Origin of the sequence: Heyndrickxia oleronia (genome assembly GCF_017809215.1) — a bacterium.
Lineage (GTDB): Bacteria > Bacillota > Bacilli > Bacillales > Bacillaceae_C > Heyndrickxia > Heyndrickxia oleronia.
In genome coordinates this window covers 2108792-2134261 of sequence record NZ_CP065424.1, presented here as the reverse complement: position 1 = coordinate 2134261, position 25470 = coordinate 2108792, and the positions used below count along the sequence as shown (strand labels likewise).

Genomic DNA, 25470 nt, shown 5'->3' with positions numbered 1-25470 from the left:
TTACCGTGCACGCTCCATTTCCTCCTTCAAGGGAATCAAACTCTCTCTTTAGTTACCGTGCACGCTCCATTTCCTCCTTCAAGGGTATCAAACTCTCTCTTTGGTTACCGTGCACGCCCATTTTCCTCCTTCAAGGGTATCAAACTCTCTCTTTGGTTACCGTGTCCGCTCATTTTCATCCTTAAAAGGAATCAAACTCTCCCTTTAGTTACCGTGTCCGCTCATTTTCCTCCTTCAAAGGAATCAAACTCTCCCTTTGGTTACCGTCCACGTTCATTTTCATCCTTCAAAGGAATCAAACTCTCTCTTTGGTTACCGTGTCCACGCATTTTCCTCCTTCAAAGGAATCAAACTCTCCCTTTGGTTACCGTCCACGCTCATTTTCATCCTTCAAAGGAATCAAACTCTCCCTTCGGTTACCGTGCACTCTCATTTTCCTCCTTCAAGGGAATCAAACTCTCCCTTTAGTTACCTTGTACGCTCATTTTCATCCTTCAAGGGAATCAAACTCTCTCTTTGGTTACCGTGCACTCTCATTTTCCTCCTTCAAGGGAATCAAACTCTCTCTTTGGTTACCGTCCACGCTCATTTTCATCCTTCAAAGGAATCAAACTCTCTCTTTGGTTACCGTGTCCACGCATTTTCCTCCTTCAAAGTAATCAAACTCTCTCTTTAGTTACCGTGCACGCTCATTTTCCTTCTACAAAGGAATCAAACTCTCTCTTTAGTTACCGTGCACGCTCATTTTCCTCCTTCAAGGGAATCAAACTCTCTCTTTAGTTACCGTGTCCACGCAATTTCCTCCTTCAAGATATTCAATCGCTCTCTTTGGTTACCGTATACGCTCCATTTCCTCCTTTAAAGAATCAAACACTTCCTTTCGTTACTGTGTCCACGCAATTTCTCCTTCAAACTAATCAAACACTCCCTTTAGTTACCGTGCCCACGCAATTTCTCCTTCAAACTAATCAAACTCTCTCTTTGGTTACCGTGCCCAAGTGATGTCCTCTCATCCTTCACGGTATTCATACGTTCCGCTTATTGATTCAATCTTTACTTAAATAGCAACTATGCTTTAGAAAAGAGCCAAATAAAAAAATGCCCCAATAACTGGAGCATCCACTTTTTTCGTTTTGAAGAAATTGTTGTGCAATTTTAGTATACCTTTGAAATCATGTATACAATACAATCAAAAATTTCCATATAAACATTCCAAGTCGCCATCATACCCATTTTTTCAAAATTATTTAAAAACTATTTAATAATTTCACCTAAAATGATACTATAAATTTAGACAAAATTCGGGAGGAAACGACTATTGACACAAACAAAAAATGTGACAGATGTACTAAATTCAACCATTGAAGCATTACAATCTGTCCTACCCTTTACGATTATCATTGATTCTCCAAAGCTTTTTAAATCACCAATTGCTGGGCATACTGTCGGTGTCTTAATCGGAATTACTGGTGATTTTAAAGGAAGAATGATTATTGATGCTGAAAAAGAAATGATCTCAAAAATTGGAGAAGGTATGTTTGGCATGCCACTTCAAGAAGAAATGCTCGAATCCTTTGCGGGAGAATTAGGAAACATGCTAGCAGGAAATATGTCAACAAGTATATCCCAAAAAGGATTTATCATTGATATTACTCCACCGACCGTAATTATTGGACATTCCAAGTTTTCTGGTTTCGAAAAAGCACTTTGTCTTCCTGTAAATATCGACCAATCAGGGGTATTAAACATTATCTTATCAATTGAAATGTAAAGAGCGGTTACTACAATGTATAAACCGCTCCTGAAAATATTTAAAATCCATTTATCGTCATACCACCATCAACAAATAACGTTTGACCTGTTATGTATTTTCCTGCTTCAGAGGCAAACATAATCGCAGGACCAACCAACTCTTCCAGTTCACCAATTCGTCTCAAAGGAGTAACAGCTAGGATATCATTTACATAGGCTTCATCTTGCAATAATGTTTCCGTTAAAGGAGTTTTGAAATACCATGGTCCAATGGCATTTACGTTAATATTATATTTCCCCCATTCAAAGGCTAAAACCTTAGTCATCTGAATTAATGCAGCTTTTGTAGCAGCATACACCACACCTGTTCTTAATGCAATATGTCCTCCTACAGAAGCAATTGTAATAATCTTTCCTTCATTTTGCTGCTTCATAAAATGTCCTACCTCTTGAGAAGCCATGAAAGCAGATTTTAAATTCGTATCCATTATTTTTTGCCATTCCTCATCTGTTACATCCAATGCTTGAGAACGAATATTCATTCCGGCATTGTTAACCAAAATATCTATTGTCCCTGCAGACTCAGCTACATGGTTAATAGCCGCTTTTACTTGATCGCGATCAGTTACATCCGTGGGTAAAATATAAGCTGTTCTACCTAGTTGTTCAATTATTTTAGCTGTATCAACTAAATCAGCTTCTGTTCTAGATAATAACGCAATATTTGCTCCAGCTTCCGCAAAACCAATTGCTAAAGCTTTTCCGATTCCTCGACCCGCACCAGTAATAATTGCTGTTTTTCCATTTAAATGAAATGAAGGTAAATACATAATATCCCTACTTTTTTAAATATATTTTAACATACTCATATCAATCGATAAAATAAAAGGATCAAACCCCATTAAGGTTTGATCCATAAATGTTTTGATATTGTACGTGGATAATAATTTTTCTTGTTACGTCTTTCCCGCATTTACTGCAACTTTCCTGTTTATCGGTTAAGTTTCTACAATGCTCGCAATAATATTTTTCCATATGATCGTGTCACACTCGCTTCATAAAACTATAGATTATTATATGCACTTTAAAGCGAAAGTGTGACTACTTTTTTAAGAAGCTTTTTGACCTATTATTTCGATGCTTTTCTTTTGCTTAGAAGCCGAATGATTAAATAATAGATTAAAAATAAAATGTCTTTCCTCCATCTTTGGTTCCTTTACATCTAAAAAATCCATGAATTTATTCAATCTATCTTGCACTGCATTTAATGCTTATACTGCTTCCTTAGAATTTTTAGCGACTGTTTACACTTGTTGAACAATTTAATACGACTTAATATAAATTAACCTACAAATCAAATAACATAAAAGAGACATCATTTGGTTTCTTCTTATGGATTCAAGTTGTAATGAATACTTTCAAGATATTTGATTTCCGAAATCTGTAGTACCACCACTAATTATGTGAGATAGCTTATCAAAGTCTAATTTTATTTGGTCACCATTCCTTTCAATTCCTACAGGTACTTCCCAACCCATGAATTGATCCAATATAGATTTATTGAGAATAAATTTACTAGTTAGTGGTTCCTTATAAACACAAATCTGTAGTAAGCCATCATAAAGCATCTCTACTTCCTTTTGCTCTTTAACTTTTTTTATTTAATGGTTTAAGACTAAAAATGAATACTTTAATCATTTTAGATCTTTAATATCACGAAAATCGATCTTAAGAATTCACTCCTGAATTGTATGATTTGGTTGAATTACTTGATTGCAAAGTCGACGATTTATATGTACGTAGTAAGGAAAATGAGGATTAATATGAATATTACTATTTACATAGATGGATTAATATTTAATCACCTATTTATGAAATAACGTAATATAGAGTGTATTATGCTATTGAAGCCAAATATTGAGAATGTTATAAAAGAGCTTATGTTGAAGAGATTAAAGAGCTTTAAGATAAATTGCGACATTTATAAAAAGCCCCAATAATATTCTGGGACTCAAGGTAATTTAATCGATTACTTCAATTATAGATACTAATTCAATATCAGTATCTTCGAGATTGATTAATGGTAATTCTAATGAACCTTTTAAAGTTTTAGCATTTAATAAATAGGGGTAAAAAGGACTGAATTCATCATTAATATCTGCATAATTTAAGATTCGTAATAATGAATTGAAGAGCATTGTAGGATCATTTATCTTTTTAAACAGATTGTTTCTAGAGATTGTTTCTTGATATGAGTCCCATATAGATTTAAATAATGCACTATTGTCATAATTTGGGCTGAATCTAACTTTTTCAATGTCACCAATATCGTCAATGAAATATTGGTATGCAAATACCCCATCCATTTGAACAAAATCACCATACCAAAGCTTATTATTGTAACTGATTACTAATTTTAGATTCTTCTCATAGAAAGGATAATTACTTTCTAAAAGGATTCTTTTTAATAGGTAGTCAAGAGCTTGCATTTGTTGAACAGTGTACATATTCTCCACCTCCATTTTATATTACTATTTTACTAGATTTAAAATATTAAGTAGAGGATATTTGTAAAAAATTCAAATAATTATTAGATTCGTTTCTTCATTCCTCAATTACTACATTGACGAAAGAAAGTATATATTTCTTTGCTTTACTTTGTAAGTGATTATTACCACAATTGTCAACACGTCACAATGTATTTATCTGACTATTCTTTATAGTCATGAATTATACTAGAGTCATTAGTAAGATTTTCATTTTGTTCAATCTTTTAATCACCAATTATTATTTATTAATTATTGATATTAAAGTTAGGTAAGTAAGTGTCAAATAAATTAAAAGAGAGAGATAAAATAGAAAGACAAAGTTGAATATATTAGACATGATAGAGTTAAACATCAGGTAAATTGAGAATACACTATTGTATTTAACTTTTGTACACCTAAAGTCAATGGAGTTACTAAAAACTATAAACAACGATTAATGAGAGGTACAATGAATGGGCACACAATTAATAATGCTCTTGCTTTAAAAGAGAAAGATATGATGAAAGCCGTAGTAGCACTTTATAAAAGTGATATCATTTCAGATAAAGCAAAAGAAATACTGAAACAAACAAGGTATTAAATAATAGGGTTAGATTAATGAAAAGGAGAACATGGTTTTGATGAAATAAGCCTTTCTCGACTCATCACATACACAGTGTTCTATCTAAAATCAACAACGAATTCTCTCATAGAATTTACAGGCATTTCTCATATCCTCCTGTTTCGTTCTATAGTTAAAAAAAGTCTTTTTTATATCGAACTACTAGATAGATTGCTGAAGCAAGGAATGCAAGAGAATATTTAAATAAGAAGAAAATCTGCCACATATATTCTTTCGGGAAAATCACGTCGCATAAAATTACTACACATAACACTATAAGTGCACTATTTAAAGATATTTGCTTTGTTCTTTCATCAACTTTACCCATTTTTTTGTGTAGTGCGTATGTTACAATTGCTCCGACAAAAACCAATATAAAACCGCTAACAATGAGAAGATTCCAATTTCCTTGTGATTGTTCAGCCCAAGACTTTAACGGGTTAAAAATAGCGTTAAAGATTTCAGAAAAATTAATCACTATGATCACTTCCTTTCTCATAAGTAAAAATGTTGTTTACATCAACTTTAAAAAATTCTGCAATTCGAAAGGCTAACAGCAATGTTGGAACATAATTTCCTTTTTCCATGACAAAGATGGTTTGTTTGGAAACCCCGACTTTCTCTGCTAATTCTTGCTGAGACATTCTGGCAAGTACGCGATATTCATAAACCTTATTTGATATCGAATCACCAAAATCTTTCTTCATGACCATCACCTCATGAATAAAATGATAAACTAATCTTTAGTTAATGTAAAGTAAACTTATACAAAAGTATTAAATATTTTTATTTTCGGTTAGATTACTTTGATTCAGCAAGATCCAGAATACAGAAAGAACCTGACGAAATTCATGATTCTTTCAGGTTTACATATCGATCTGGTGTATTTTATGGTATTTGGTTGTGCATTTCATGATATTAAGTGGTGCAAAAACAGTCAGAGTAGTGCAGTCGGGTGATAATATTCACGAGAAAATCTAATATCTTTGCTAATAAGACGCAAAACATCAGATTTAATAACAACAAAACGTCCAGTTTATGGTATTTTCATTTTATTTAATTTAGTACCTGAGCAACAATACAGTCATAAACATTAATCTTTGATTTCACTATATATTGATAATTCGTGTTTCTTAGTTTTGTAATTAAAACAATCCTCACGCATGTAATTCAAATATTCCCGAATTAATAAAGTACCCATATCAATTACTTTGCAATTTCCGGAATATATTATTTAATCCAATTAATAAAGAAATAGTGTTCAAAATAACTTTTTATTTTTTTTTCTCTAAGATCTTCTGCATTTTTTGCTGAAACGAAATAGTCAAATGTGAAATTAAATTCTAAATTAGTTGTTTCATTTTTTACTATGGGATTACTACAATTCTTTTTCGCTTCATAAAAAAATGCCACCACCATTTCTAAAATTAATAAGAAATGGTGATGACATATCGACATATTTTTAGTTGTAATATGTGGAAGTGTGACTACTTTTTTAAGAAGCTTTTTGACCTATTATTTCGATGCTTTTCTTTTGCTTAGTAGCCGAATGATTAAATAAAAGATTTAAAAGAATTGCCGTAAAGCTTCCTGCAACAATGCCATTACTTGTTAAGATTTGAAAATTTTCAGGGAGATGGGTAAACATTTTAGGAACCACTGTTACTCCCATTCCCATACCAACTGAGCATGCGATAATCATTAAATTGCCTTGTGAAGTTAGATCTACACGGCTAAGCATTTTAATACCAGACGCAATGACCATTCCGAACATCGCTACCATGGCGCCACCTAAAACAGCAGAAGGAATAATGGTAGTTAATGCCCCTATTTTAGGAATAACACCTAAAATCATCAAATATACTCCCACTAAATAAATCACATTTTTAGACTTAATCCCTGACAGTTGAACAAGTCCAACATTTTGCGAAAAGGTAGTATAGGGAAATGAATTAAATAATCCCCCGACAACACTCGCGAGTCCTTCTGAACGATATCCCCTAGCTAAGTCATCCTCTGTTAACTTTTGATTGGTTATATCACTTAAAGCATAATACACACCAGTAGATTCAACTAAACTTACTACAGCTACTAAAAACATAGTAATGATAGATGTCCACTCGAAAGTAGGAACCCCAAAGTAAAGTGGTTGAATCATATGAAACATCGATGCATCAGCTACAGGAGAAAAATCTACTTTTCCCATTAGAGCTGCTGCTATCGTTCCAGCCAATAATCCTAATAATATAGAAATAGAACGAATAAAACCAGTAAAGAATCGTTGTAAAAGAATAATTAAAATGAGTGTACCAAATGCTAAACAAACATTACTAACAGAACCATAGTCTGCACTTCCTTCTCCACCAGCCATATTATTCATTGCTACAGGAATAAGTGTGATTCCAATTGTCGTAACTACCGAACCTGTAACAACCGGTGGAAAAAAACGCACAAGTTTGCCAAAAAATTTACTAATAATCATGATCATAAGTCCAGATGCAATAACTGCACCATAAATAGTTGTTAAACCATGCTGTTCACCTATTGCAATCATTGGACCGACAGCGGTAAACGTACAACCTAATACTACGGGTAGACCAATACCAAAGAATCGACTCTTCCAAACTTGTAAAATAGTCGCTATGCCGCACATAAAAATATCAATAGATACTAAATATGTTAACTTTTCTGGAGAGAGTCCCATTGCCCCTCCAACTATTAAAGGGATAATCACTGCACCTGCGTACATCGCAAGAACATGCTGCAAGCTTAAAGTTGCTGTTTTTAACTTGCTATGCATTAGGCCATTACCTCCTCTTTGAAAATGACCTGCCCATTATCAAGTTTTTCAATTTCTGCTAGTGACTCTACTCTAATACCTTTATTACGAAGAAGCTTACCCCCATCTTGAAATGCCTTTTCAATGACGATACCAATCCCAGCAACAGATGCCCCCGCCTGTTCAACAATATCAAGTAGTCCTAACGCTGCTTGGCCATTTGCTAGGAAATCGTCAATTACTAATACATGATCATTTTCATTGATAAAACGTTTAGAAACCGCAATTTCATTTGTTACATTTTTGGTAAATGAATGTACACTTGCTGTATATAATTCATCAACAAGAGTAAGAGATTTTCGTTTTCTAGCAAAAATAACATTGACCCCTAAATTTAAACCTGCCATCACAGCCGGTGAGATACCTGAGGATTCAATCGTTAATATTTTCGTAATCTTCTCATTTTGGAATCTTTTAACAAACTCATCACCTATCTCCTTCATTAGTACAGGATCAATTTGATGATTGAGAAAAGAATCAACTTTCAATATTGAATCTGATAATACTACTCCATCTTGTTTAATTTTTTCTTTCAATAATTTCAATTTTTATTCCTCCCTTAGTTAATCATCGACCAATGAAGAAATATAAAAAGCTCAATGGTCATTGCACTCACCATGATCATGAGTGAGGCAATGTCCATTGAGCGTTAAGTCAATAGAAAATAAAATTGATATCCCATTGCTCACCCATAGTCAAGCCATTTACGGTAGCTTGGTAGAAACTTACGAGCCTTATTCTCGTGATTATATGAGTAAATGCAAGCTTATTTAAATGTAGCTAGATTATACCATCAATATTCAATGAAGAAAAGATGTTTAGAAAAAGCCTAAATAATATGAATTGTTTCGATCCTTGAATGAATTATTGATTCTTTTAAAGTTATAGTCCTATATTGTTGTCCTTCTATTTTCACAGATTCATCACAAAATGACTAGGAAAGTGTGATAAAAGTCACAGATGATTATAAAGGTCACAACTATGATAAAGGTATCAGGAAGATCATTTTTTTAGGTGGGAGTGAGAAAAATGGCTAAAATTCAACCAAAAAAGAACATCCATGAAGAGACTTCTTCTTTAAAAGGTACTTTAATTGCTGTATTCATTGTTGGAGCCTTTCTAGTTATTTCATGGATTGCCGTCTTCGGATTATATTTAAATCGAATATAGGAGTTGAAAGTATATGCATTTACATCGTTATGAGAAATGGTGGTTAACCTTTGGAATTGGTGCACTTATTATCTTTTTAGCTATTGTAGGTATTCAAGCATTTCATCAAGGACACCAACCACCAAGTGCAAAAGTAAAAGTGGATCCTGAACGTGTAGATCAAACTGAACCTTTTACCAAACCAGGATTACACAAGGTCACTGGGAAGGATTGGGATTATGAATTAGTTATTGTTGCCTCTGCCTTCATGTTTAATCCAGGTGAAATCGAAATTCCTAGAGGCTCAAAGGTTAAAATTATTGCAACAACAAAGGACGTTGTTCATGGGTTCGAAGTAGCTGGAACAAATATTAATATGATGCTCGAACCAGGATATGTTAGTGAATACATTACAACGTTTAAGAAGAATGGGGAGTATTTAATCGTGTGTAATGAGTATTGTGGCACTGGACATCATATGATGTCTGCAAGACTAAAGGTGGTGGATAAAGCATGATAACAACAATTAGTAAAGTAGATAAACGAGATGCACGATTGTCTATGGCATATATTTACGTTGCCTTTGCCGCATTAGCCATAGGCGGTTTAATGGGACTTTTACAAACATTAGTGCGGTCAGGAAGACTTGAATTACCGGGTGGAATTAATTATTATGAAATTTTAACTGCACATGGAGTTTTACTTGGTCTTGGACTTACTACTTATTTTATATTAGGCTTTCAATTTGCAGCTATTAGCCGTACAGTTGGAACTTTATCTACAAAAGCTCGATTATCAGGTTGGGTAGGCTTTTTACTAATGATCATTGGAACATTATTTGCTACTACTATGATCTTAACAAATAAAGCCACTGTTCTTTATACGTTTTATGCTCCATTACAAGCGCATTTCCTATTTTATTTAGGATTAACTCTTTTAATAGTTGGGAGTTGGGTTGCTTGTGGAGCAATGATAGCCACATATATTAGATGGAGGAAGCAAAATCCTGGAAAACCAAGTCCATTATTAAGCTTTATGGTAGTAACAAATTCTTTGATGTGGATTGTTTGTACACTTGGTGTTGCAGGAGAAGTATTATTCCAATTACTACCTTGGTCCCTCGGTTGGGTTGATACAGTTAATGTACTCGTTAGTCGAACATTATTTTGGTACTTTGGTCATCCATTAGTCTATTTCTGGTTATTACCTGCCTACATGGCATGGTATGTAATCATTCCAAAAATCATCGGTGGAAGGATATTTTCAGACTCACTTGCCCGTTTAGTGTTTATATTATTCCTATTATTCTCTATACCAGTAGGATTTCACCATCAATTAACTGAGCCAGGTATTAATGCTAATTGGAAATTTGTCCAAGTTATCCTTACATTTATGGTTATTATTCCATCTTTAATGACTGCCTTCTCAATGTTTGCAACTTTCGAGATGTTTGGGAGATTAAAGGGTGCCAAAGGATTATTTGGTTGGTTAAAAAAACTACCTTGGAAAGATGCAAGATTTCTCGTTCCATTTATTGGTATGGTAGCCTTTGTACCCGCCGGTGCAGGTGGAATAATAAATGCATCTAACCAAATGAATCAAGTTGTCCATAATACCATTTGGGTTACCGGTCACTTTCACTTAACCGTTGCTACAACAGTAGTACTAACTTTCTTTGGAATAAGCTATTGGTTAATCCCACATTTAACAGGAAGAGTATTTACTAAAGCGATGAATCGATTAGCTATTTTCCAAGCTATTTGCTGGACGATTGGTATGGCGATCATGTCTACATCTATGCACCTTGAAGGGCTATTAGGTGCACCTAGACGAACAGCCTATACAACATATGGAGATGCCGCACAGGCACTGGATTGGATTCCATATCAAGTTGCTCAAGCAGTAGGTGGTTCCGTACTATTTTTAGGAATTGTATTAATTATCGTCATCATCTTAAACCTTGCGTTTTTTGCACCGAAAGGAAATCAAGAGTTCCCAGTCGGTGAAGTAGCAGAAAATGCTGAGAAAACACCTATGGTATTAGAAAACTGGAAAATTTGGTTAACCATATTGGTAGCATTAATCTTAATAGCCTATACAGTTCCTTTTGCTGATATGATTCAAAATGCACCCCCTGGTTCAAAAGGATTTAAATTATGGTAATCAGAAATCCAATTTTATCTAGATGCTTTCGCAATACAATATAGGCATAATAAATCAGACTTCTCGTCTTTACTATAATCCTTTATAGTAAAAGCAATAAATTAAAGATCCGCTCACTGCGGATCTTTTAAAATTCCTTTGATATTCTTTTAGATAGATCCCCTTTTGTTTTTCTCTTTATGCTTAAAATAAACACTGAGGATAAAATAAAGAGTATACCTATAAATTGTAAAATAACAATATCTTCTTTAAAAAGTATTATTCCTACTAAAATAGCTGCTACTGGTTCCATCGTCGCTAAAATAGCCGCCGTGCTACTTTCAACCTTATTTAGTCCAATGGTATATAATAAATAGGCTAATACAGTAGGCACAGTTGCTAATCCAATCATATATAAGTGATTTTCAATCGTAAAATCGCTCATTTTCCGCCAAAAATGAAAAAAAGGAGCTAAAGATACGCTAGCAACTAAAAACGTATAAAAGGTTATCGTCATTGAATCATAATGCTTCAATGCTAATTTACCAAAGATACTATACAGTGCATAGCCAAGCCCTGCACCCAAACCAATAATAAATCCACCCCAATTCCAACTGGTTCCTCCTCCACTACTTGAAATCGCTATTAACGTACATCCCGTAATCGTTACAATTATCGCGAAAAATTTTTTTAGTGAGAGTTTTTCTTTTAATATAAAATAAGATAAAATCGCTACAAACGCTGGAGAAGTATATAGTAGCATAACAGCTAAGGATACGGAGAGTTGATTAATTGCGGTAAAATAACACCAATTAAAAAACACAATACTCAATAGACCAGTGCCAACAAAAAATGGGAGATGTTTTAATTTTATTTTAAACATAGCCTGTTTCTTTTGTAAAAATGTTAAAGGAAATAAAAGGATCCATGCATAAACGACACGAATTGTCACGATTTCCATCTCAGTAAATCCATAACTAGTAAGTTTTTTCGTAAAAATAGAAATAAAACCCCAAGATAATGCTGCTAATATAATGAAAGCACTAGGCAATCGTTCCCCCTCCCTAGAGATGGAGGCTGCCTAAATAGAAAACTATTAGACAGCCCCTTATTAAAATTATAAATTATAGACTTTTGTATATTTATTCGTTAAGTATTCGATAAGATATTTTGCGTTTAGACCTTCTCCCGTAACATCATGTAAAATTTCTAACGGTTTTTTCATTTTACCATATTGGTGAATATTCTTTGTTAACCATTCTTGGATTGGCTTCAGATTTCCAGATGCTAATAACTCATCAAAATTTGGTAGCTCTTCTACCATCTTATGTTTAAATTGAGCAGCATACATATACCCTAAAGCATAAGAAGGAAAATAACCGAAACTTCCCCCAGACCAGTGAACATCCTGTAAGATACCTTCTGCATCATTATTGGGACGGATCCCTAAATATTCTTCATATTTATCATTCCAAATTTGAGGTAGATCTTTCACTTCGATTTCATCATTAAAAATTGCCTTTTCAATCTCATAACGAATTATAATATGTAATGGGTATGTCAACATGTCAGCTTCAATTCTGATAAATGAAGGCTTGGATTCATTGATCGCATTATAAAAATCATCTATTTCGATTCCTTCAAATTGACCATCGGTATAATCCTGTAAAATTGAATAATTATGCTTCCAGAACGAATAATCCCTCCCCACAATATTTTCGTAGAATAAGGATTGTGACTCATGAATGCCCATCGACGTTCCACTACAAAGCGGAGTACCGATTAAATCTTTTGAAATATTTTGTTCATATAAGGCATGCCCACCCTCATGGATGGTTCCAAATACTGCTGTCCGAAAATCATTTTCGTCATATCTAGTCGTTACACGAACATCTCCTGGATTTAATCCAGTTGCAAACGGATGGACTGTTTCATCCAAACGTCCCGAATCAAAATCATACCCCATTTGTTCTAATATCTTGAGGCTAAATTCTTTTTGCTTATCTTTCGGAAAAGTTTCAAATAAGAAAGATGTTTTTGGCTTATTAGGCGATTCTGAAATTTTTTGAACTAAAGGAATAATTGCATTTCGAACCTCGGAGAAGACCTGATCGAGAATATCCACTGTAATCCCCGGTTCATACATATCCAATAATGTATTATATTTATTCCCTTCATAGCCCCAATAATTAATAAATTTTTTCTGATAGCTGATAATTTTTTCTAAATAAGGAAGAAACATACTGAAATCTGATTTTTCTCTCGCAACTTCCCAAACACTTTCCGCTTTAGATTGTAAAACGACATATTCCTGGAATTCCTTAGCAGGTATCTTTTTATTACGATCATATGCTTTTTTACATTCTTCCAATGTTTTTAAGGTAATTTCAGAAAGCTCATTATTACCAGATAAACTTGCAATATATGCTGCCATCTCTTCTGATGTTGACATGTGAAACATTTCAGAAGACAACATACCTATTACTTCTGCACGCTGATCAACGCCATTTTTAGGAGCCCCAGTTCGCAAATCCCAATATATTAAGCCAAGCGCTTCATTATAGGCTTGCATTTTTTTAACATAATCTAAAAATTCTTTTTCTAATTCAATTAGAGTTTCAGTCATTTTTATCCTCCTCCTCAATCGACTCTTTCTTATTTTATCATATTGTTCTGAAAAGGGAGAACTATTAATGTACAACGTAAATTCTTAACTAAACTAAGTAATAAGTAGAATCAAGTACTCTACTAACGCTTACACTCTTTACAAGAAAAGCGCTAGTGGGCCATTTTTTATAAAACAGTCCACTAGCGCACTATTGAATAATTCTTTCGTGAGAAACTTAAACTCTTGGTTCTACTGGTAATATTGATTTTACTTGATCCAAAATAGAATGATTACTTTCATTCTCCATCCATATATGAATGTCTCCCTTATCTGTGGACGTCCGAATTAGACGTCCAATTCCTTGTCTTAGTCGAAGTAGCATATATGGCAAATCAACCTCTTCGTATGGATTTACACTTGATTTACGTTTGGCATCAAAAACAGGATCATTAGGAGGAAATGGTAAATTCGCGATTAGGACATTGGATAGAGATGATCCAGGAATATCTAATCCCTCCCATAAATGATATGAACAAAGGATCGTTTCGTCATTCTTTTGAAATTCTTCAACTAGATGACTAATTTCTCGATCTCCCTCAAATATTACTGGATAGTTCAATTCATTTGATTCGTTAATATACTTTTTAAATTGAACCATTGAATCCTTTGTATCAAATAAAATGAGGCTTTTTCCTCCCCTTTCATTTAGGAGATTAATCATTTCTTTACTTTTATTTTTAGGATCATTTTTGTGCATAATAATCTTCATATTTTCTTCATAATCAAATGGTGAATCAACTTTTAATGATAAGAATTTCTCTATACCAAGACTTTTTGCTATATAAGAATAATCGCCGTTATTTGATAGTGTTGCCGATGAAAAAATAAAAGGAATCTTTTTTGAAAATACTTCATCGCGTAAAATTTCCTCAACAAGTCTGGGCATAATCACTAGAGTATGTTCAGTATCAGACATTTCAACCCAAATAATACCCTTATCATCTTTAGAAAACAGTTTTAAGAAATACAACACCTGATCTAAATATTCTTCAACGATATGCAAATCATATTCATTTAAGACAAACATTTCACCCTCATAAACAAGCTGCTCTGACAATTTTTCTGTTTGTAAATGCAAAGAATGAGCATATTTCATTAGTTCATCTGATTTTTCAATATGATATCGTTCTGAACCACTAATAGACTTCGCGTCTCTCTCAATAATTTCAAATAATTTATCATTAAAGAATAATACATTTTCAATGGTGTATAACGTTTCTTCACGAACATCATTTTCCATAAGTCTCGTTAATAATGTTTCTAACGTTTCAGATTGAATTCGATAGGTTAAAGCCTTTTGACTAGCATATTCAAGTAAATGACCTTCATCAAAGACTACACAACTTGATTCTGGTAATAAAGGTAATTGCCCTTCACGGATTCTTGACTCCTTCGTCCAAATATGTTCCATATAATAATCATGAGAACAAATAATTAAATCTGCAGCTTTACGGTAATGATCTCGATGAAGAGTTTGTCCACATCGATGTCGTACATCACAGGCTAAGCAATCCTGTAATGAATCCCATCCAATTCGTTTCCATTTATCCTCAGAGAGATTAGAATAATCCTTTCTATCTCCATATTTCTCATATTTAATCATGGATCCTTGTGCATGAACAAATTCAGGTAATTCTTCGTAGATATCGAGAAATTCATCTATTTCGTTCTTTGCTACTTCTTTATCTAATTTTTTTAAGCATAAATATTGGTCTCTTGACTTTGCTAATCTTACATCAGCACTTAAACCAAGTGCTTGTTCTAATTTTTGAATATCGCCCTCTTTTTTAACAAGCTGTTCAATCAACGTCTCATCTGCACATGCAATAATTGCAGGTCTACCTGTATACCTCGCATAGCAAATGGCATATAGAAGATAGACAATCGTTTTTCCTGTCCCAACTCCCGCTTCTGCAAACATGATACTTTTTTCTTTAAACGCTTTTTCTAATTGGAAGGCCATATAGATTTGTTCATCTCTAATTTCAAAACCTTTTTCCGGAAGAAGATCGTAAAATACATCCCCAATCCAATCACCCAACTTTTCATAGAAGGATTCTTCCTTAGTCACAGTAAATGGTAATCCCGTTTTCATATTTTTCCTCCAGCTATTCACTTCTGTCATTTATTTCGATCAATAGGTTCACCATATAAAAACGCAAGTGCATCATCTACACTTGCGTTCTTATATAATGGTTTTTTCCCTTGTTAACACATAGCTTTTAGCACAATTTAGAGAATGCTCTGCTTCCTTTAGCTGAGCCATTACCGTTTCAGATGGACTCCCCTCTAATTGGATAAGCCGATATGTATTAGAAATCGCTCTTGAGATTTTATCAAAGTCAATAGAAACCAATGACAAGTTTCCCACTCCTTCGTCTAATTTTATATATTATTATACTCAAGGAATGGAGGACTTATAACCATGGACTTAATTTCTAGGTGGTCTTGGACCCCAATATTGATAAAGATCTGTTCGAATAAACCCATTAAATAATTTCCGCTTTTTCGTTGCCTTTTTTCCATAAACTTCTTCAAATTGTTCATATGATGTCAGCATATAGATGGACCATGTATCTAGTTTAGAAAATGCTTTTCCCATTTCACTATATAATTTTTCGACTTCTCGACGTTCACTAAGGCGTTCCCCATAAGGAGGATTTCCAACAAGTACACCATATTGATCTCTAGTAGAAATATCAGTTACTTGCATTTGTTTGAATTCAATCAAATCACCTAATCCAGCTTCAATGGCATTTTCCTCAGAAACTTTTATCATTCGATGGTCAATATCAGAACCAATGATCTTTAATGGTTGATCATACTTAGCTAGATCTTCCGCTTCATTACGTGCATCATCCCATATATTTTTTCCTATCCATGGCCAAGATTCTGAAGCGAAATCACGATTAAATCCAGGAGCAATATTTTGACCGATTAATGCAGCTTCAATGGGAATTGTACCCGATCCACAAAAAGGATCCCAAAACGGACGATCAGGATGCCAATTGGTTAATTGGATAAGTGCGGCAGCTAAAGTTTCCTTTAACGGTGCTTCACCTTGATTAACACGGTACCCTCTTTTATGAAGCCCTACTCCACTTGTATCGATTGTTATTGTTGCTATATCTTTGTGAAGTGCCACTTCAATTTTAAATAATGGACCGTTCTCTTCAAACCAAGAAACCTGTTTATATTGGGAACGAAGTCGATCTACAATCGCTTTTTTTACAATTGCTTGACAATCTGAAACACTAAATAATTTTGACTTTACCGATTTACCTTGTACAGGAAATTCGGCATTAACAGGTAGGAATGTCTCCCAATTTAAAGCCTTCGTCTTTTCAAATAATTCATCAAATGTAACAGCCTTAAATTCTCCTACTTTAATTTTCACTCGATCAGCTGTGCGTAGCCAAAGATTACTACGTGCAATTGCTCGTTCATCACCTTTATATTCAATCTTACCGTTATCGACTTTACATTCATAACCTAATTGATTTACTTCTTTTGCAACGATGGACTCGAGCCCCATCGCTGCAGTAGCAATTAAGGAATAGTTAGACATCATGTCACCCTTCGTATGTAATATTTTCACCTATCTAGTTCTCTTTAAATAAGCTCTTTTCAAACAGATAAGGATTATACAAAATATGCTCTCCTTTTCGGAAGGAGAGCATAACAATTTGTTTATTTATTACCTTCAATAACGTTCTGTAAGCCATGTTCTGTACCGTTGTACTTCTAACGACCAGGTAATGATCTCGTACTCAGGTGGTAATCATCTATCTACAGACACTTCATATAGTGCCTGTCCCTTTCTTCGTTCATTTCCGAGAGAAAGGATTCCCCTACCATAATTTGAGTTTCTCGCTCGCGGGGTTTACCTCGTTCCACCCTTATGATTTCTCATAAGGCTACGTCACTGTGGCACTTTAAAGGTATTCACACCATATCCTTTATTGGACTTAGGTGTTTTCCCTGCCGTCAGCCCAGACGAATCCAAACTGCCCTAGCTTATGACTTTGCTAGGCACGATCACTACGGGCATCTCAGCACCGTGCGAGCATGGACTTTCCTCAACAACAGTTATCTGTTGCAGCGATTACCCGAACGCTATTTCATTACGACTTAACGTCGCTTGTTTATTATATATAAGATTCACTTAAATTTCAATAAGAAATTTCATCCAAGCAAATCTATTCACTCAGTTTGCTTCCAAAAACATGCTTTTCTAGATTTGATAGCCTCTTTAAGATATCAAAGTTAGTCGTTCCAGTTGTTGGCTGCGAAGGTTGTCTGCGAAATGAATCATCCGCTTGTTTCTTTAAGCGCATATTTTCCTGTTGTAAGTCTTCTATTGTTTGATGAAAGGTTTCATAATCTTTAATAATAAAATCTAAAAATTTATCCACTTCTTCTTGCTTATACCCTCGAACTGCCGTTTTAAATTCTTTTTCTAAAATGTCCTTTGCAGTTAACTTAATTTTATCAGATAACATCTAACACACCACCTTAAATATTCGCAGGTTGCCCATTATTACTATTCTTTCAAAAATTAATATATTTGTCAATTTAATATGGTTTGACAACTAAAAAATCTAGTTTGTTTTTATTCATAAATTATTTTTTCTTTTTTACAGTAAGCATATAATAATGTTTTTCTTCTTCACTACCGAAGAATTTTATCATTATATTTTATTTTAAAGCAAGTATGAAACGACTTATTCAGAATTCCATTGGTCCTCTTCTATTAACATTTGTAAATCATAAAAATCTATCGTTCTCATGTCATATTTACTCTCTTCGACTAATCGTTTTGCTTCATCATAAATGTACTTTGGTGAACCTGGTTTTTCACCGTCATATACAATGATCATCCCTTGACTTTTATGTAGGAAAAGTTTGTTTTTATTACGGAATTGCTGTGGATTTGAATATGGTTGTTTTGATATAGAATCGACAAAATCAGCTTGACTAACGATCATTTCATAATAGTCTTTATTCATTTCATTCCAGCTCTCTTCCTGATTTAAAAAAGGTGTTAAAACAGCAAGCTTTAGTTCAGGATACTCATTTTGAAGTTCTAGAGTCACTTCTGCTGCCCAAAGTTCTACACCTAACTGGCCAGAAATTATCACCCATTCAAGTCCTTCATCCAAAAAGCTTACTAGCTCTTTTTTTATTGCCATTTTGATAAAGTCGATTGCGGGGTGTTTATTTGAAAATATCCCTAGTTCGAAAGGCTTATACCCCGTAATTGTAATTACATTAATCATCATTTTCACCTACTCTAAGACTCACTAGTATAAGACCGATTATTAATATAAAAAAACAAGGATGGCAATTACCATCCTTGAAAATTCAACATTTACCTCGGAAAACCGAATGGCATTGGTCCAGGACCACCCATTGGTCCCATAGCACCTGGCCCAAATCCACCCATCCCACCTGGAACTGGTCCGGAAACTGGACCTAAGTTTACATTTGACACTTCATTTACAAATGATTCAGTATGAGGATAGTAATTTGCGTGTCCAATTACTTGGTGATTCACATTTGTTGTATGTGATGGATAAATATGTGGTTGAATGAAATTTTGTTGAGTATGATTCGTACAGCATTTTGTCGGATGAACAATTGGTGGTAAAATCTTTCCACAAAACATAGTCATAACTCCCTTCATTAATTTGTCTTGCTACACTAACAAACTATGTGAAAAGGCTATAACATGTACTAATTCAAATACCTATTTTTAAAAGAAATCTTTTTTACTCGAAAGATTTAAATATTCTTGATTTTAACCAAAAATCAATTTAAAAGAAAGTATAAAAACTATCTTTTAAACTAGTAAAAAGCAATGCTGTTAAACAAACAACGATAAAAAACAAAATAAACAGTGCTCGATACATGATTTCAGCCCCTATAATCCAATAAATTGCAATGAAGATTTCCATTATTATTCACAAACGATAATTCGTCCATCTACCGTCGCAATTTATTATTCTACAGGTTTCTATCATTCGACACAATCATTCCCATATAAAATAATTATTAATTTTTTATGACATTCTTGTAAGTTTTTGGCGTTTTTTGAAAAACTTTTTGAAACCTACGTCGAATTATGCGCTTCCCCAGGAAATAGAAGCATTATTTTCTTTCAAGTCTGGTCATTCTTTTGATCAAATCTTGATAAATTTTATCATCCTTCTTTGACTTTCCAGATCGCTCTTCTTCATGCAAAGATAAACCGATTCGAGCGATTTTTAATGCTTGATCATAGTTCTTGAATTGGTGTTCAAATAATTTTGCAACCTCTATGCTTGATTTTATTTTAAGCTTACCATTCCCCTTTTCTAGCACCTCTAACCATAAATCCCTAGCATCTGAATATTTTTTTTGCCTTTTCAAATGAAATGCTAATTCAAATTTCGCCTCAATCTCATTAGCAAGTGAAAGCTTCTCGAACGTTTGAATGGCTACATCCTTTTCACCAATAGCCTGAAGCCATTTCCCAAGTATAAGTTTTTCTTGTGAGGTCTGAGAGGGATCTAGCTGCAAAATTTGAAAGGTTAAATGAGTATATAAAGTAATTAATGAAAGAATATCGTTTTCATTATGTTGTAAAACTGTAATGATCCCTTCAGGGTTTTTTCTTTCTACAAAATCAAAGTAAATCATCGGCGCTAAAAAACCTGGTACATCATCTTTTCTCTCAAATTCAAGAATATCCTTCTCTACATTTACTAGTTTTACAGACTCTAATTGATCCTTCCAAAATCTTCTTGATGCATGGTATAAATCAAAATGGCCAAATGATGGTAGTTTTGGGACATGTTCGCGAATAAGTGTATGCCTCGTTTTAACCTGTGGCCAATCAAAAGCTTTTCCATTGTATGTAACAAGGGTTGTGTAATCAATATTCTCAAGAAAACTATAATATAAAGGGATTTCTAAACCAGGTTCAGGTAAAAAATGCTGTCTTAAAATGATTTCATCCTTTTCAAGATATGCGTATCCAAGTAGAAAGATTGTATTTCCAACACCGCCACCTAATCCAGTAGTTTCTGTATCGAAAAAGAACAAATCATTCGGTTGATATCCATATGCAGATAATGGATGTTTCATACCATTATGATTCCACATATCAACAGCCTTAATATAATCTTGAAACCGATATTTGCCATGTTGATGACTTAATGGATAATGAACCTCACGAATAAAGCAGTATTCATCTTCTAAATAATAAACCTTTGTATTTGCTTGTTCCCACATTTCTATAAAGGGGATTTCACCTTTTGTATCTATATTTTTTGGATTTTCATTCATGTTTTTAGGCTGTTGTACCTGTTCTGGAACTAAGTGATTTTTAAAGCGTTGCAGCTTATTTTTCAAGGACATGTCATTTCACCTCGATAGGGATCTATTCCTTAAAATGTGATAATAGATGTAATGCGATATTTTTAGAACGTGAAGTAGTTCCATCTAACCCAATACATGATGGGCAACCATTTTCACATGGACATTGAGATATCATGTCAGTCGTCTTGCTTATGATTTCTTTTATATTTTCAAATACCTTTTCACTTAAGCCCACACCCCCCGGATAACGGTCGTACAAAAAGATGGTTGGCTTTTCATTGTGAATAGCTTTGATTTGTGGTATCACGTGAATATCCTGAGGATCACACATAACAAATAAAGAAACAATTGAATTCAATGCATGTGAAATTCCAATTAAACCTTCTTCTAATTTACTTTCTGATAACTCACTTTCAAACGTAAACCAAGTAGCACTTGTATGCAATTCTTGCTCAGGAAGATTGATAGGACCAGAGCCAATATTTTCATGTGTATTAAACTTAATTTTTTTAAAAATAGTTGCCATGGCTTGGACTGTGACATCTCCATAGCTCACTTCACCATTATGAATATATTTATGTTTATCCTCTTCTAGCACATGTAATTGTACGGCTAAATTAGCATCGGTATAATAATCTACTTCAACTTCCTTTACATACGCTTTTTTCTCTTCCCAATCTAGTTTCTCCACTTGGTATTGAATTCCTTGATGAAGGTAAATTGCTTCCTCATGTAAAAGGGTCATTGCACTAAATTGATCCATTTCACCAATTACTTTCACATTTGCTGTTTCAGTATAATCAATCACTACAACATTTTCCTGTGAAGCAGAACGTAAACTAATATTATGTGCTGGAAAGGAATCATTCATCCAATTCCATTTTTCACTTCGATAATGAAGGACTCTTTCTTCTACCAAATATTCAAGAATATCTTCAATTTCAACATCACCAAATGTTTCTCCCTTTTTAAAAGGTAATTCATATGCAGCGCATTTAATGTGATCAACAAGGATAATCAGATTATCTGGGTTAATTCTAGCGGTTTCGGGTGATTGATGTAGAAAATACTCAGGATGTTCAATAATATATTGATCGAGTGGTGAAGAACTTGCGACCATTATTACTAATGATTCTCCATGTCTTCTTCCTGCTCTCCCAGCTTGTTGCCATGCACTGGCAATTGTTCCAGGGTACCCTGTCATAATACATACTTGGAGTTGACCAATATCTACTCCAAGTTCTAATGCATTTGTACTTACTACACCAATAATCTCTCCATTCCTTAGTCCTTTTTCGATTTCTCTCCTTTGTGAAGGTAAATATCCTCCCCGATATCCTTGTATGGATTTAGAACCCAATTCATGTTTTACAACCTCTTGCAAATAGGTCAATATAATTTCAACTCTAACTCGACTACGCGCAAAAACAATTGTTTGAATTTTTTGCTGTAATAATTGCTTAGCAAGATGACTCACTTCTAATGTAGCACTTCTTCTGATATTTAAAGGCTTATTTACGATTGGAGGATTGTAAAAAATAAAATGCTTCTTCCCACTAGGTGCACCATTATTATCGATTAGCTCCATATGCATTCCTGTCAATCCTTCTGCTAATTCTTTTGGATTTGCAATAGTTGCAGAAGTACAAATAAATACAGGGTTACTACCGTAATACGTGCAAATTCGCTTTAGTCTTCGCAGGACATTTGCCACATGACTCCCAAATACACCTCGATATGTATGTAATTCATCAATAATTATATATTTCAGATTTTCAAAAAAAGCGACCCATTTTGTATGATGCGGGAGAATAGCGGAATGGAGCATATCAGGATTAGTAATCACAATATGTCCAGCTTTTCTTACCTTCTGCCTGATACTTGACGGTGTATCTCCGTCATATGTATAACTGTTAATGTCTAGTCCTGTTTCATCAATAATCTCATTTATCTCACTTTTTTGATCTTGAGCAAGTGCCTTAGTTGGAAACATATACAATGCTCTAGACGTTGGTTCTTCGAGAATCGTTTGGATAACTGGTAAATTATAACAGAGAGTCTTTCCGGACGCTGTTGGTGTAACAGCAACAAAGCTCTTCCCTTGCATTGCCAGTTCAAACGACGATTTCTGATGCGTATATAGTTCAGAAATTCCTTTGCGATTTAATGATTCTTTTAATAATGGATGAATTCTATTTGGAAACGGAGTAGTTTGTGCCTCTTTTGAATTTAATGTATGCCAATGAATAATTTGCTTATTTATATGAACATCCTCTTTTAAACCTTGGATGACCTCTTGTAAATTTTTTCGACGTTTCATTTTCTACACACCTCTTTCTATATTTTAGCGAATAAATGTTCGTTTTCCTAGTGTTTTTTATTGGTACTCATTGTCAAAAACATCATATTATACAATAGATAAAGTTGGTATTTAAATCTTACAGAGAGGAGTTTTTATTAAGATGACAGAGAAATTACCTGAAGAACCTAAAAAGGGATTGTTCCACGAACCTTTTCAAGACTTTTTTCGATCTATGAATGAACTTTTCCAGGAAAGGCCAGTGAAAGGCTTTCTTCAAAGCATTGATGATTTTTTTTCCTCGCCATTTCCAATCAGTGGTTTCCCTATTGACTTAACTGAATTAGATGATAAATATATTATCACCGCAAAATTATCTGGCATAAAAAAGGATCAGATAGATATTGGTATATTTCCTAAGTATATTACGATTACAGTCGAAAATAATGAAAAAGTTACAAAAGAAGATCAGTCCCAAAATGTGTTTTTTAATAAAAGCTCAATCCAACGATCCTCTAAAACCATTCCATTTCCGCAACCGATTATTGAAGATAAAGTCAAGGCAACCTATGAAGATGGCTTACTAACGATTAAAGTACCAAAGGAAAAAGGGAAACGATTAAGAATAGAATAAACATATTAAAACGGAATCAGAAAATAAGCTGATTCCGTTATTAACTATTTAGCTGTTATATGATATTTGTAAAACAATATTTTTCAATCGTCGAAAAACACAAAAATCAAATCTAGTTTTTACTAGATGAATAAATAAAAAAGCAAAAAGGCCAGGAACTCTAAGGCTTAAAGAGTCCCCCTAGCCCTTTCACCATCGTTGACACCTGGTTAACTGCATTCATCATTTGCCCAGCTGTGTTGACCATTTTATTAAAGTCAATCGAACCATCCTGTGATTTAAAAGAGTTCATCAGTGAATTAATCCCACCTGTTTGTGGTTGTTTAAAATGATTCCCTTGAGGATATGGATGAACGTATTGATTTAACATTTGATTTTGTTTATTGCTTTGATACGTTTCTTTTGTTTGAAGCGGGTTATCAAAAATGTTCGGCTGCGGACTATGATTCTGTTCATAACCCGGTTGTTGATAATATGGACTGTTTCCATTTTGCATAAATGGTGGTATCCCATTGTAATGGTAAGGTCCGTATGGATGTTGATATGGTATATTCGGCTGATTATATGCTTGCATATGAGGAATACCCTGTGCATGATATGAATGATTTTGCGGTTGATAATTACGTAATGGTAAATAGTTCATATATGGATTATAACCTTTCATCACTTTTTCCTCCAGATGACAATCTTTACTACCACAATATGAATGGTAAAAAAAATGGTGATATGTCTAAGAAAAAAATAAAAAGGCAGGGTTTGACTCATCAGTTATTTTTTTTGGTTTCCTCCAACAGTCTTTTCAACACATAGTCTACAGATTGAATATGACTTTTAAATTTTTTTAAACTAGAGTCTGGATAAAAGGCTTTAACTGAAACCATTTGAAGATTTTCACTTGTATTTTTTAACTGTATTGGATGTAAGTGTTTTGGCTGAACCTCATTTAGCCAAGCAATTGCCAAGGGCAACCATTGTTCACAAGCATCTCTTACTTGATCTGCAAACGGTTTAACATCTTGATAGAAATCCCCTTGTTCCCCTTTTTCTCTAACTTGATTATATGAATGATAGGCATAATCATTTAATTCTATTAATTTATTTGTTAAATGTATCAAGTCATTTTCGTACATTCGCATTATTCCTCCTGAGAAACTAACTAATGCAATTATACGCTGGAGTCACCACTAAGGTCAAAAAGACTAACTCAACCAAGCTGCTGCAACTTTGGTTGTTCATTTTTAATGTTTATCGAAGTTGACAGTTTTTTAATTTTGAATTTCTTTTCAAGACGTTTCAGTTTAGCTTCTAAAATGGAGTGATCTTCAGAAGCCCTCAATATGATTTCTTTTCTTACTTTTTTGATTTCTGCGTCAAAACATTTTTCTAGCTTCTCTAATAACTGTTCACATTCCTCAAGCTTTGCTAAAATCTCTTCCTTTAATAACATATCAACGCCTCCTAAGATTCTTTTAACG

Annotated in this window: 26 protein-coding genes, 1 other RNA gene and 1 riboswitch; of the genes, 6 read left to right on the top strand and 21 right to left on the bottom strand. The window is 33.8% G+C overall.

The window, feature by feature from the left end:
- Positions 1-1318: 1318 nt before the first annotated feature.
- A complete protein-coding gene (locus tag I5818_RS10685; RefSeq protein ID WP_071975537.1) occupies positions 1319-1771 on the top strand; it encodes a chemotaxis protein CheX in 453 nt (150 codons plus the stop codon).
- A gap of 40 nt (positions 1772-1811) precedes the next feature.
- On the opposite strand, the gene I5818_RS10680 is transcribed toward I5818_RS10685, so the two are convergent.
- The 3 genes from I5818_RS10680 to I5818_RS10670 form a co-directional block, all read right to left on the bottom strand.
- Complete coding sequence (locus I5818_RS10680) at positions 1812-2582, bottom strand: SDR family NAD(P)-dependent oxidoreductase (RefSeq protein WP_071975536.1); 771 nt, start codon at positions 2580-2582, stop codon at positions 1812-1814.
- A gap of 588 nt (positions 2583-3170) precedes the next feature.
- Positions 3171-3380, bottom strand: a complete 210-nt coding sequence (locus tag I5818_RS10675) for a hypothetical protein (RefSeq protein ID WP_071975535.1) — start codon at positions 3378-3380, stop codon at positions 3171-3173.
- Between the two features lie 393 nt (positions 3381-3773).
- Complete coding sequence (locus I5818_RS10670; RefSeq protein ID WP_209391903.1) at positions 3774-4259, bottom strand: hypothetical protein; 486 nt, start codon at positions 4257-4259, stop codon at positions 3774-3776.
- Positions 4260-4749: 490 nt separating this feature from the next.
- Here I5818_RS10670 and I5818_RS26215 point away from each other — a divergent pair, with 490 nt between their 5' ends.
- Complete coding sequence (locus tag I5818_RS26215) at positions 4750-4881, top strand: hypothetical protein (RefSeq protein ID WP_257234352.1); 132 nt, start codon at positions 4750-4752, stop codon at positions 4879-4881.
- Between the two features lie 154 nt (positions 4882-5035).
- On the opposite strand, the gene I5818_RS10665 is transcribed toward I5818_RS26215, so the two are convergent.
- The 4 genes from I5818_RS10665 to I5818_RS10650 all read right to left on the bottom strand — a co-directional run bounded on the left by I5818_RS10665 (position 5036) and on the right by I5818_RS10650 (position 8286).
- Positions 5036-5380: a DUF2178 domain-containing protein gene (locus I5818_RS10665; RefSeq protein ID WP_390883556.1), complete on the bottom strand. Its 345-nt coding sequence runs from the start codon at positions 5378-5380 to the stop codon at positions 5036-5038.
- On the bottom strand, positions 5373-5609 hold the full coding sequence (locus I5818_RS10660; RefSeq protein WP_078111102.1) for a helix-turn-helix transcriptional regulator: 237 nt from the start codon (positions 5607-5609) through the stop codon (positions 5373-5375). The genes I5818_RS10665 and I5818_RS10660 overlap by 8 nt, the downstream gene beginning before the upstream one ends.
- 788 nt (positions 5610-6397) lie before the next feature.
- Positions 6398-7702: a nucleobase:cation symporter-2 family protein gene (locus I5818_RS10655; RefSeq protein WP_071975532.1), complete on the bottom strand. Its 1305-nt coding sequence runs from the start codon at positions 7700-7702 to the stop codon at positions 6398-6400.
- Positions 7702-8286 carry a xanthine phosphoribosyltransferase gene (locus I5818_RS10650; protein ID WP_058002411.1) on the bottom strand — a complete coding sequence of 195 codons (585 nt, stop codon included), beginning with the start codon at positions 8284-8286 and terminating at the stop codon, positions 7702-7704. Before I5818_RS10650 ends, I5818_RS10655 begins: the two co-directional genes overlap by 1 nt.
- A gap of 127 nt (positions 8287-8413) precedes the next feature.
- Positions 8414-8515: riboswitch (purine riboswitch) on the bottom strand.
- A 255-nt stretch (positions 8516-8770) separates the two neighbouring features.
- Between I5818_RS10650 and I5818_RS10645 the strand changes: the two genes are divergently transcribed.
- Genes I5818_RS10645 through I5818_RS10635 form a run of 3 tightly spaced genes read left to right on the top strand, consistent with a single transcriptional unit; the run spans position 8771 to position 11053 of the window.
- Positions 8771-8911 carry a cytochrome c oxidase subunit 2A gene (locus tag I5818_RS10645; RefSeq protein ID WP_139254838.1) on the top strand — a complete coding sequence of 47 codons (141 nt, stop codon included), beginning with the start codon at positions 8771-8773 and terminating at the stop codon, positions 8909-8911.
- A 13-nt stretch (positions 8912-8924) separates the two neighbouring features.
- A complete protein-coding gene (locus I5818_RS10640; protein ID WP_078111101.1) occupies positions 8925-9407 on the top strand; it encodes a cytochrome c oxidase subunit II in 483 nt (160 codons plus the stop codon).
- On the top strand, positions 9404-11053 hold the full coding sequence (locus I5818_RS10635; protein ID WP_078111100.1) for a b(o/a)3-type cytochrome-c oxidase subunit 1: 1650 nt from the start codon (positions 9404-9406) through the stop codon (positions 11051-11053). The genes I5818_RS10640 and I5818_RS10635 overlap by 4 nt, the downstream gene beginning before the upstream one ends.
- A gap of 127 nt (positions 11054-11180) precedes the next feature.
- Here the strand turns inward: I5818_RS10635 and I5818_RS10630 are convergent, their stop codons facing one another.
- From I5818_RS10630 to I5818_RS10580, 11 genes are all read right to left on the bottom strand, one after another.
- Complete coding sequence (locus I5818_RS10630) at positions 11181-12083, bottom strand: DMT family transporter (protein ID WP_235813234.1); 903 nt, start codon at positions 12081-12083, stop codon at positions 11181-11183.
- Positions 12084-12149: 66 nt separating this feature from the next.
- On the bottom strand, positions 12150-13658 hold the full coding sequence (locus I5818_RS10625; protein ID WP_078111496.1) for a carboxypeptidase M32: 1509 nt from the start codon (positions 13656-13658) through the stop codon (positions 12150-12152).
- Positions 13659-13875: 217 nt separating this feature from the next.
- Positions 13876-15795 carry an ATP-dependent DNA helicase gene (locus I5818_RS10620; protein WP_071975528.1) on the bottom strand — a complete coding sequence of 640 codons (1920 nt, stop codon included), beginning with the start codon at positions 15793-15795 and terminating at the stop codon, positions 13876-13878.
- A 90-nt stretch (positions 15796-15885) separates the two neighbouring features.
- Positions 15886-16062, bottom strand: a complete 177-nt coding sequence (locus I5818_RS10615; protein WP_158022205.1) for a hypothetical protein — start codon at positions 16060-16062, stop codon at positions 15886-15888.
- A gap of 69 nt (positions 16063-16131) precedes the next feature.
- The gene (locus tag I5818_RS10610) at positions 16132-17268 is read right to left on the bottom strand and encodes a THUMP domain-containing class I SAM-dependent RNA methyltransferase (protein ID WP_058002405.1); all 1137 of its coding nucleotides are present in this window, start codon (positions 17266-17268) and stop codon (positions 16132-16134) included.
- A gap of 144 nt (positions 17269-17412) precedes the next feature.
- Positions 17413-17817: RNase P RNA component class B (rnpB, locus tag I5818_RS10605), an RNA gene on the bottom strand.
- Between the two features lie 82 nt (positions 17818-17899).
- Positions 17900-18202 carry a cell division regulator GpsB gene (gene gpsB, locus I5818_RS10600; RefSeq protein ID WP_058002404.1) on the bottom strand — a complete coding sequence of 101 codons (303 nt, stop codon included), beginning with the start codon at positions 18200-18202 and terminating at the stop codon, positions 17900-17902.
- Positions 18203-18424: 222 nt separating this feature from the next.
- Entirely contained in the window at positions 18425-18976 is a 552-nt protein-coding gene (locus I5818_RS10595) for an SLOG family protein (protein WP_071976227.1), read from the bottom strand.
- A gap of 95 nt (positions 18977-19071) precedes the next feature.
- Positions 19072-19368 (bottom strand): CotD family spore coat protein, encoded by a 297-nt coding sequence (locus I5818_RS10590; protein WP_071976076.1) that lies wholly within the window; start codon positions 19366-19368, stop codon positions 19072-19074.
- A 482-nt stretch (positions 19369-19850) separates the two neighbouring features.
- On the bottom strand, positions 19851-21101 hold the full coding sequence (locus I5818_RS10585; RefSeq protein WP_078109918.1) for a ribonuclease H-like domain-containing protein: 1251 nt from the start codon (positions 21099-21101) through the stop codon (positions 19851-19853).
- Between the two features lie 22 nt (positions 21102-21123).
- On the bottom strand, positions 21124-23382 hold the full coding sequence (locus I5818_RS10580) for a DEAD/DEAH box helicase (protein ID WP_078109917.1): 2259 nt from the start codon (positions 23380-23382) through the stop codon (positions 21124-21126).
- A gap of 142 nt (positions 23383-23524) precedes the next feature.
- On the opposite strand from I5818_RS10580, the gene I5818_RS10575 reads away from it, so the two are divergent.
- On the top strand, positions 23525-23995 hold the full coding sequence (locus I5818_RS10575) for an Hsp20/alpha crystallin family protein (protein WP_058002400.1): 471 nt from the start codon (positions 23525-23527) through the stop codon (positions 23993-23995).
- 160 nt (positions 23996-24155) lie between these two features.
- On the opposite strand, the gene I5818_RS10570 is transcribed toward I5818_RS10575, so the two are convergent.
- The 3 genes from I5818_RS10570 to I5818_RS10560 all read right to left on the bottom strand — a co-directional run bounded on the left by I5818_RS10570 (position 24156) and on the right by I5818_RS10560 (position 25442).
- Positions 24156-24659, bottom strand: coding sequence for a YppG family protein (locus tag I5818_RS10570; RefSeq protein WP_071976080.1), 504 nt, complete (start codon positions 24657-24659; stop codon positions 24156-24158).
- Positions 24660-24759: 100 nt separating this feature from the next.
- On the bottom strand, positions 24760-25125 hold the full coding sequence (locus I5818_RS10565) for a YppE family protein (RefSeq protein WP_058002398.1): 366 nt from the start codon (positions 25123-25125) through the stop codon (positions 24760-24762).
- 74 nt (positions 25126-25199) lie between these two features.
- A complete protein-coding gene (locus I5818_RS10560; protein WP_058002397.1) occupies positions 25200-25442 on the bottom strand; it encodes a hypothetical protein in 243 nt (80 codons plus the stop codon).
- Between the last annotated feature and the right edge of the window lie 28 nt (positions 25443-25470).

Bases quoted from the DNA above. Each gene is read 5' to 3' on its own strand.
- I5818_RS10680 (WP_071975536.1), bottom strand. From the start codon at position 2,582: ATGTATTTACCTTCATTTCATTTAAATGGAAAAACAGCAATTATTACT.
- I5818_RS10675 (WP_071975535.1), bottom strand. From the start codon at position 3,380: ATGCTTTATGATGGCTTACTACAGATTTGTGTTTATAAGGAACCACTA.
- I5818_RS10670 (WP_209391903.1), bottom strand. From the start codon at position 4,259: ATGTACACTGTTCAACAAATGCAAGCTCTTGACTACCTATTAAAAAGA.
- I5818_RS26215 (WP_257234352.1), top strand. From the start codon at position 4,750: ATGAATGGGCACACAATTAATAATGCTCTTGCTTTAAAAGAGAAAGAT.
- I5818_RS10660 (WP_078111102.1), bottom strand. From the start codon at position 5,609: ATGAAGAAAGATTTTGGTGATTCGATATCAAATAAGGTTTATGAATAT.
- I5818_RS10655 (WP_071975532.1), bottom strand. From the start codon at position 7,702: ATGCATAGCAAGTTAAAAACAGCAACTTTAAGCTTGCAGCATGTTCTT.
- I5818_RS10645 (WP_139254838.1), top strand. From the start codon at position 8,771: ATGGCTAAAATTCAACCAAAAAAGAACATCCATGAAGAGACTTCTTCT.
- I5818_RS10640 (WP_078111101.1), top strand. From the start codon at position 8,925: ATGCATTTACATCGTTATGAGAAATGGTGGTTAACCTTTGGAATTGGT.
- I5818_RS10635 (WP_078111100.1), top strand. From the start codon at position 9,404: ATGATAACAACAATTAGTAAAGTAGATAAACGAGATGCACGATTGTCT.
- I5818_RS10625 (WP_078111496.1), bottom strand. From the start codon at position 13,658: ATGACTGAAACTCTAATTGAATTAGAAAAAGAATTTTTAGATTATGTT.
- I5818_RS10620 (WP_071975528.1), bottom strand. From the start codon at position 15,795: ATGAAAACGGGATTACCATTTACTGTGACTAAGGAAGAATCCTTCTAT.
- I5818_RS10610 (WP_058002405.1), bottom strand. From the start codon at position 17,268: ATGTCTAACTATTCCTTAATTGCTACTGCAGCGATGGGGCTCGAGTCC.
- gpsB (WP_058002404.1), bottom strand. From the start codon at position 18,202: ATGTTATCTGATAAAATTAAGTTAACTGCAAAGGACATTTTAGAAAAA.
- I5818_RS10590 (WP_071976076.1), bottom strand. From the start codon at position 19,368: ATGTTTTGTGGAAAGATTTTACCACCAATTGTTCATCCGACAAAATGC.
- I5818_RS10585 (WP_078109918.1), bottom strand. From the start codon at position 21,101: ATGTCCTTGAAAAATAAGCTGCAACGCTTTAAAAATCACTTAGTTCCA.
- I5818_RS10580 (WP_078109917.1), bottom strand. From the start codon at position 23,382: ATGAAACGTCGAAAAAATTTACAAGAGGTCATCCAAGGTTTAAAAGAG.
- I5818_RS10575 (WP_058002400.1), top strand. From the start codon at position 23,525: ATGACAGAGAAATTACCTGAAGAACCTAAAAAGGGATTGTTCCACGAA.
- I5818_RS10570 (WP_071976080.1), bottom strand. From the start codon at position 24,659: ATGAAAGGTTATAATCCATATATGAACTATTTACCATTACGTAATTAT.
- I5818_RS10565 (WP_058002398.1), bottom strand. From the start codon at position 25,125: ATGTACGAAAATGACTTGATACATTTAACAAATAAATTAATAGAATTA.
- I5818_RS10560 (WP_058002397.1), bottom strand. From the start codon at position 25,442: ATGTTATTAAAGGAAGAGATTTTAGCAAAGCTTGAGGAATGTGAACAG.